This is a genomic window from Parvibaculum sp. (assembly GCF_049672805.1).
Taxonomy (GTDB): domain Bacteria; phylum Pseudomonadota; class Alphaproteobacteria; order Parvibaculales; family Parvibaculaceae; genus Parvibaculum.
Genome location: NZ_JBATWS010000210.1, coordinates 1 through 6,591, shown reverse-complemented (window position 1 = coordinate 6,591; position 6,591 = coordinate 1). Strand labels below are relative to the sequence as shown.

The window sequence follows — 6,591 nt, the reverse complement described above, 5'->3', positions numbered from 1 at the left end:
GCACGGTTTCCTCCGCCGCATCCGCCCCTGTCGGGAGCCATGTGCCGATCCGATGGGCACCCGCCATTTCGATCAGGCGGGCAAGCCGCTCTGAAATAAGCGCCGCGTGATCGGCAAAGCGCTCGCTCACTTTGGCGGTGGTGAGGCGGGCCGCTTCAATCTCGCTTGCAATACGGGCAATCTCTTCGTCACTCGCAAAGGCGTCGCGGGGCGGCGAGAGGGCGAGGCCGTCCATCGCAGTTGTGAGGTTCGCCACCTGTATAGCGATACCGGAGCGCCCGTCTTCATCAAAGGCAATGTCGAAAGTCATGTGCTGGCCACTGATGCGCCGCCCCGCAATGAGGTTGATGCGGTTATGCGTCGCCGAACCGGCAATGGCGTCGATCTCTTCGCGCAGCTCGTCATAATGGCCGGCGAGGAGCGCACGTCGGCCGTCATCCGCGCTGGTAGCAGCATCCGCGACGAGTTCTGCGGCTTCGCGGAGCTTCCCCGAAATCTCGTCAATGGCGAGAACGGATGTTTCGATTGTTGAAAGTGCAGTCGCGATCCCGCGCCCGAGTTCTGCGGCGCTATATAACCCCTGCGCGGCCGTCGCAGCGCGCAAGGCGCGATCCATGGCAGCGGGCGTGACGGAGGGAGCCGGCTCCGCGCTTGGCGGCTCCAGTGATTTTCTCCGACTGAAAAGGGAGAGAATGCCCATTTGTCCCCCGCACAACGCCCGCAAGAGGCGGACGGGTCAAGATTAGGGCCGCGATAGTTGACGACATCTAAAGAGGAGGGGCGCGCAGGCCGCCTGCGCCCATGCTAGTCTCCCGCCATGCTTCATCATCGCGCGCTTCTCTGGAAAATTGCCCGGCCCGTTCTCCGCCTCTACTGGCGCATCCGGCGCCCGCTCACGGCGGGTGTGCGCGGCGTCGTCTTTGATGCGGAGGGGAGGGTGCTTCTCATCCGGCATACTTATGTGCCGGGCTGGTATCTGCCGGGCGGCGGTGTCGAGCGGGGCGAGACCATGCTCACCGCACTTCGCCGTGAGCTGGAGGAAGAAGTCGGGGTGACGCTGACCGGCGAGGCGCGCCTCGTTGGCCTTTACGCAAATTTCCGCGAGTTCAAATCAGACCATGTCGCGCTTTATGCAGTGGCGCATGGTGCCTATGACCGTGCGCCGAGCCGCTCGCCGGAAATTGCCGAAAGCGGTTTCTTTCCGCTCTCGGCATTGCCGGAGGATGTAACGCCTTCCACCCGCCGTCGCATTGCCGAAGCGACAGGCGAGCTTGCGCCGGCCGAGTTCTGGTAGATCAGAGTGCAGGCCGCCTGTCTGCCCAAGGCTTTGCTTCCTCAAGCTGCGCTGCGAGGCGGAAAAGCGTCGCCTCATCACCGAAGCGCCCCGTGAACATGGTGCCGACGGGCAGGCCCGCCGCATTCCAGTGCAGCGGCACCGACATGGAAGGCTGACCTGTCATGTTGAAAGGCGCGGTCCCCGGCATGTAGTCGCTGCTGAGACGCAGATAGGCGGCGATATCCTTGCCCATCATGTCGAGCTTGCCGAGTTCAACCGGCGGCAGGTGGAGCGTGGGGCTCAGATAGACATCGTAAGTCTCATGGAACACAGCCATCTGACGGCCGAGGCGATGCATGAAGAGCGTCCCCTCCGCATAGTCCACGCTGTTGCGCAGGCCCGCTGCCTGCGCGATCAGCCATGTGATGTGTTCGACATCGTCCGCGGCGATCTCGCGGCCAAGCTGCGCGGCACGCTGGCGAAGCGTGAGCGCGACATTCGCCCCCACAATCGTCGCCTGATGCTTCGACATGCTCTCGGGATCAAACTCGGGGGCCGCTTCCTCGACAATATGGCCGAGGGACTCGCAGAGCCTTGCGGCTTCTTCCACCGCCGTCACCACATCGGGGTGGCTTTCGGTGCCATTGGGTCTGCGGGTCGAGAAGGCGATGCGGAGCTTGCCTGTGGGCGCGCCCACTTCATCAAGGAAGGGGCGGGCCCTTGCGGGAGCTGCATAGGGGTCGCCCGGTGCATCGCCCGCCGTTGCGTCCAGCATGGCGGCGCTGTCTCGCACGCTGCGCGACACGACATGCGCAATCGACATGCCGCCCCAGCCTTCGCCGCGATCCGGCCCCATGGGCGTGCGCCCGCGTGTGGGCTTCATGCCGAACAATCCGCAGGCAGAGGCGGGAATGCGGATGGAGCCGCCGCCATCGCTCGCATTGGCGACAGGAAGAATGCCCGCAGCCACAGCCGCCGCCGCGCCGCCCGATGACCCGCCTGCTGAATGGGCAAGGTTCCAGGGGTTGCGCGTCGGTCCGTAGAGCCTTGGTTCCGTCGTGCCTGCAAGACCGAACTCGGGCGAGTTCGTCTTGCCGAATATGACGAGGCCCGCATCAAGATAGCGTTGCGTGAGCGTTGAGTTGTGTCCGGCGCGATAGCCCTGATAAAGCGCAGAGCCATATGTCGTTATCGTGCCTTCGAGAAGGAGATGGAGATCCTTCAGCAGAAAGGGCACCCCCTTGAAAGGACCATCCGGCAGGCCACGGGCGATCTGCGCGCGCGCTTCATCATAGTGCTTCATGATGACGGCATTGATCTTCGGATTGATCGCTTCCGTGCGGGTAATCGCTTCATCAAGAAGCTCCACAGGCGCCACCTCTCCGCGCTTGACCAGAGCCGCAAGCCCGAGACCGTCATATTTGCCGTAATCAGAAAAGCCGCTCACCGCACTGCCCCCTTTTTGTGTTTCTTCGCGCACGAGTTTAAGGGCGAGGGGTCGGAAGCGGCCACCTCTTTTTCTGCCACATTTGCGGTCTATCTCTCTTCGTGAAACGGAGAACGGGATGAAGTTGCCGTTGTCGGTCCGCCCGTCCCTGCAATGATGCGCGCAATCCCGATGTCGCTATGGAACGCGTGCTGAAATCACGCGACGGGGCACTGCCCTGATGAACTTTCGATCCCCCGTTTCTCCGAACCCGACGCCCATGAAAAAATGGAGGCTCTCTTGAAACTGGTTCCCTTAGCCCTTTCCCTTGCTCTCGCGCTTCCGACCTTCACGGGCGCAGCCCTTGCTGATGATCGCAAGCCGACGCCGGAGGAACGCACCCGGATCGAGCAGACATTGCGCGATGCGGGCTATGTGAATTGGGAGAAAATCGAGTTCGACAAGGATGACGACCGCTGGGAAGTCGAAGACGCAGAAACCGTTGATGGCACGAAATATGACATCAAGCTGCATGCTATCAGCTACGGCATCGTTTCTGTCGAGAAGGACGACTGACTAGCCGAAGCGCGCCCGGTCATGCGGCGCATCGAGATCGAGAACTGGCCCCGCCGGCACAATGCCGGTGGGGTTTATCGTTTTGTGGCTACCGTAATAGTGCTTCTTGATTTGGGTGAAATCCACGGTCTCCGCTATGCCCGGCACTTGATAAAGATCGCGCAGATAGTTTGAGAGGTTCGGGTAATCAGCAATGCGCCGCAGATTGCATTTGAAATGCCCGTGATAGACTGCATCAAAGCGCACAAGCGTTGTGAAGAGCCGCCAGTCGGCTTCGGTCAGTCGCTTGCCGACAAGATAGCGATGATGGCCGAGCAATTCTTCGAGCCGGTCCAGCTCATCGAATAGCGCGGCAACTTCCTTCTCATAAACCGATTGGGCCGTGGCAAAACCCGCCTTGTACACGCCGTTATTTACATTCGCATAGACGGCTTCGTTGATCGCATCGATCTCGCTGACAAGGTCTTCCGGGTAGAAATCAATCTCATTGTTCACACCATCAAGCCCGTCAAAAGCGGAATTGAACATGCGGATGATTTCGGACGATTCATTGGTAACGATGGTTTTCTGCTTCTTGTCCCAGAGAACGGGCACGGTCACTCGGCCCGTATAGGCGGGGTCGGCAAGCAGATAGATTTCATAAAGCCGCTCCTTGCGGTTCACGCTGTCGCCAGCTTCGGCGCCGCCCATACCTTGCACGGGTTCAGCGCCGCGGAGCGTCCAGCCTTCTTCCAGCATCAGCGGATCAACCACGGACACGCTGATCTTGTCTTCCAGCCCCTTCAGCTTGCGGAAGATGAGCGTGCGATGCGCCCAGGGACAGGCAAGCGACACGTAGAGGTGGTAGCGGCCTGCCTCTGCCGGAAAGCCGCTCTCACCATCCTTGGTTACCCAGTTGCGAAAAGAAGACTTCTGCCGCTTGAAGGCGCCGCCCGTGGATTTGGTGTCGTACCACTGGTCGGTCCATTTCCCGTCGATCAGAAGTCCCATTCTTTATCCCTTCACTATGGATGCTGTCTCTTGCGGCTGCCGCCTAGTCTTCAGGCGGCAGGTCCACAAGCACGATCTCGGCATCATCAATCGCGCGGATCGTGAGCGTTTCAACATCACGGATCGCAGCGCCGGAGCGTTCGGACACTTCAACGCCGTTCACCTTGATCCGTCCTTTTGCAGGCACGAGATAGGCAAGACGCTCCCTGCCAAGAAGATGTGTCACTTCCGTGCCTGCATCCAGCGTTGCGCCAAGAACTTCGGCATCCTGCGCAATCCAGAGCGCTTCAGCCGGTGCATCCGGCTTGCCGCTTGCGAGTGGAACGAGCCTGCCCTTGCGTGCGTCCTTCGGGAAGGTCGCCGTCTCCCAGCGCGGGCGAATGCCTTGCTGGTTCGGCTCGATCCAGATCTGGAAGAGGCGGGTATCCTCATCTTCGAGGTTCCATTCCTCATGCTGGATGCCGCGCCCTGCCGACATCACCTGAATATCGCCCGCAACAGTGCGGCCTTCATTGTTCAGATGATCGCGGTGCGTGATCGCGCCTTCGCGCACATAGGTGATGATTTCCATGTCGCGATGCGGGTGGGGCGGAAAGCCCGTCTTCGCGCGGATGAGATCGTCGTTCCACACGCGCAGCGCACCCCAGCCCATACGCGCCGGGTCGTAATAGCCCGCAAAGGAGAAATGATGCCTGGCAACGAGCCATCCATGGTCAGCGCCGCCAAGGCTGTTGAAATCGCGAATCTCGATCATGGTCGTTGTTCCTGCGCTTTCCCGAAAGAGGGGAACCCGGCCAGCCCCCGGGGGAGGGAGGGGAAAGCGGCCGGCCGGGTCCGAAGCTTCGATACGCGGCTACAGGTCCACTCGAAGCTTCTCCGTCTGAATGATTACGCCGAGAGCTTTGCGGCTATCGCGGCGACATGGGCGCCCTGCTTGCGGGCAAGGCTCAGTTCCTTCTCGCTCGGCTGGCGGCTGCCATCGCCCCCGGCCAGCGTGCTTGCGCCATAGGGCGAACCGCCGCGCACTTCCGAAATGTCGAACAGCTCGGTGCCGACGGAATAGGGCAGTCCCACAATCACCATGCCGTGATGGAGAAGCGTGGTGTGAAACGAGGTGATGGTCGTCTCGTTGCCGCCACCCGTGCCGGTGGAGGTGAAGACGCTGCCCACCTTGCCGACGAGCGCGCCCTTCGCCCACAGCCCGCCGGTCTGATCGAGGAAGCTCCTCATCTGCCCGGACATATTGCCAAAGCGGGTGGGGGTACCGAAGATCACGGCGTCGTACTCGCCCAGTTCCTGGGGGCTAGCCACCGGCGCATCCTGCTCGACCTTCATGCCCGCATTCTTCATGGCGTCCACCGGCATGGTTTCCGGCACGCGCTTCACAGTCACTTCCACATTGGGGGCGGTTGCCGCGCCTTCCGCCACGGCCCTGGCCAGCGTTTCGATATGGCCATAGGAGCTGTGATAAAGGACCAGGATTTTCGTCTTGCTGCTCATGTCTTCCCTCCGTCATCCGGGATGCCCTGCGAGGTTTTGAGGTCGAAAGGCATTGCTTCAATTCGATAGCGGATATCTAATCAGTTTCACTGGAGAGATAATCTCTCGATTTTGAAACAGATTGTTTCTACACAGTTGACAATGAGATAGGGCGATGGCGGTCGATCTCAATGGCTTCGTGATTTTTGCCCGCGTGGCGGAGCTTGGCAGCTTCACTGCGGCGGCGGATGCGCTCGGCCTCTCGAAATCCATGGTGAGCCGGCAGGTGTCCCAGCTTGAGGATGAACTGGGTGTCCGTCTTCTGAACCGCACCACGCGGCGGATCAGCCTCACCGAGGCAGGTGCCGTAGTGTTGGAGCGCGCGCAACGCATCGTCGCGGAAGCGGAAGAGGCCGCAGAAGATGCAAACTGCATCGAGGGAGCGGTGCGCGGAACGCTGCGCATCAACGCGCCCATGACTTTCGGCATCCGCCAGCTCGGGCCGGTGCTGCCGGAGTTTCTGGCGCGCTACCCGGAGCTTACCGTGGCGCTCGATCTCAATGACCGCCGCATTGATCTCATCGAGGAAGGGTTTGATGTGTCCGTGCGCATCTCGGCGCTCACGGATTCAAGCCTGATCGCGCGCCAGCTTGCGCCTGTGCAGCGATATGTCGTTGGTGCGCCATCCTATTTTGAAAAACAGGGGGTGCCGCGCCGTCCGGCCGATCTCACCCGCCACCCTTTCCTGCTCTACACGCTGCTTGCGCGTTCAAACCATCTCGAAATGGAAAACGCAAAAGGCGAGCGTGAAGAAGTGGACCTGCAGGCACGCCTCTATTGCAAC

General features: G+C 60.9%; 8 protein-coding genes. 3 read left to right on the top strand and 5 right to left on the bottom strand.

Annotated features, from left to right (window positions below; all coding sequences use genetic code 11):
* A partial coding sequence (locus WBF74_RS06710; protein WP_424437082.1) for a hypothetical protein occupies positions 1 to 700 on the bottom strand: 700 nt, incomplete at its 3' end.
* 117 nt (positions 701 to 817) lie between these two features.
* On the opposite strand from WBF74_RS06710, the gene WBF74_RS06705 reads away from it, so the two are divergent.
* Complete coding sequence (locus WBF74_RS06705; protein WP_424437079.1) at positions 818 to 1,294, top strand: NUDIX domain-containing protein; 477 nt, start codon at positions 818 to 820, stop codon at positions 1,292 to 1,294.
* 1 nt (position 1,295) lies between these two features.
* Here the strand turns inward: WBF74_RS06705 and WBF74_RS06700 are convergent, their stop codons facing one another.
* Complete coding sequence (locus tag WBF74_RS06700; protein ID WP_424437076.1) at positions 1,296 to 2,723, bottom strand: amidase; 1,428 nt, start codon at positions 2,721 to 2,723, stop codon at positions 1,296 to 1,298.
* 279 nt (positions 2,724 to 3,002) lie between these two features.
* On the opposite strand from WBF74_RS06700, the gene WBF74_RS06695 reads away from it, so the two are divergent.
* Entirely contained in the window at positions 3,003 to 3,278 is a 276-nt protein-coding gene (locus WBF74_RS06695; RefSeq protein ID WP_424437073.1) for a PepSY domain-containing protein, read from the top strand.
* Here the strand turns inward: WBF74_RS06695 and WBF74_RS06690 are convergent, their stop codons facing one another.
* The 3 genes from WBF74_RS06690 to wrbA form a co-directional block, all read right to left on the bottom strand.
* On the bottom strand, positions 3,279 to 4,268 hold the full coding sequence (locus WBF74_RS06690; protein WP_424437070.1) for a glutathione S-transferase family protein: 990 nt from the start codon (positions 4,266 to 4,268) through the stop codon (positions 3,279 to 3,281).
* Positions 4,269 to 4,311: 43 nt separating this feature from the next.
* A complete protein-coding gene (locus tag WBF74_RS06685; RefSeq protein ID WP_424437067.1) occupies positions 4,312 to 5,022 on the bottom strand; it encodes a pirin family protein in 711 nt (236 codons plus the stop codon).
* Positions 5,023 to 5,156: 134 nt separating this feature from the next.
* A complete protein-coding gene (gene wrbA, locus WBF74_RS06680) occupies positions 5,157 to 5,768 on the bottom strand; it encodes an NAD(P)H:quinone oxidoreductase (protein ID WP_424437064.1) in 612 nt (203 codons plus the stop codon).
* A 154-nt stretch (positions 5,769 to 5,922) separates the two neighbouring features.
* On the opposite strand from wrbA, the gene WBF74_RS06675 reads away from it, so the two are divergent.
* The coding region (locus WBF74_RS06675) for a LysR family transcriptional regulator (RefSeq protein ID WP_424437061.1) at positions 5,923 to 6,591 on the top strand (669 nt) is incomplete at its 3' end.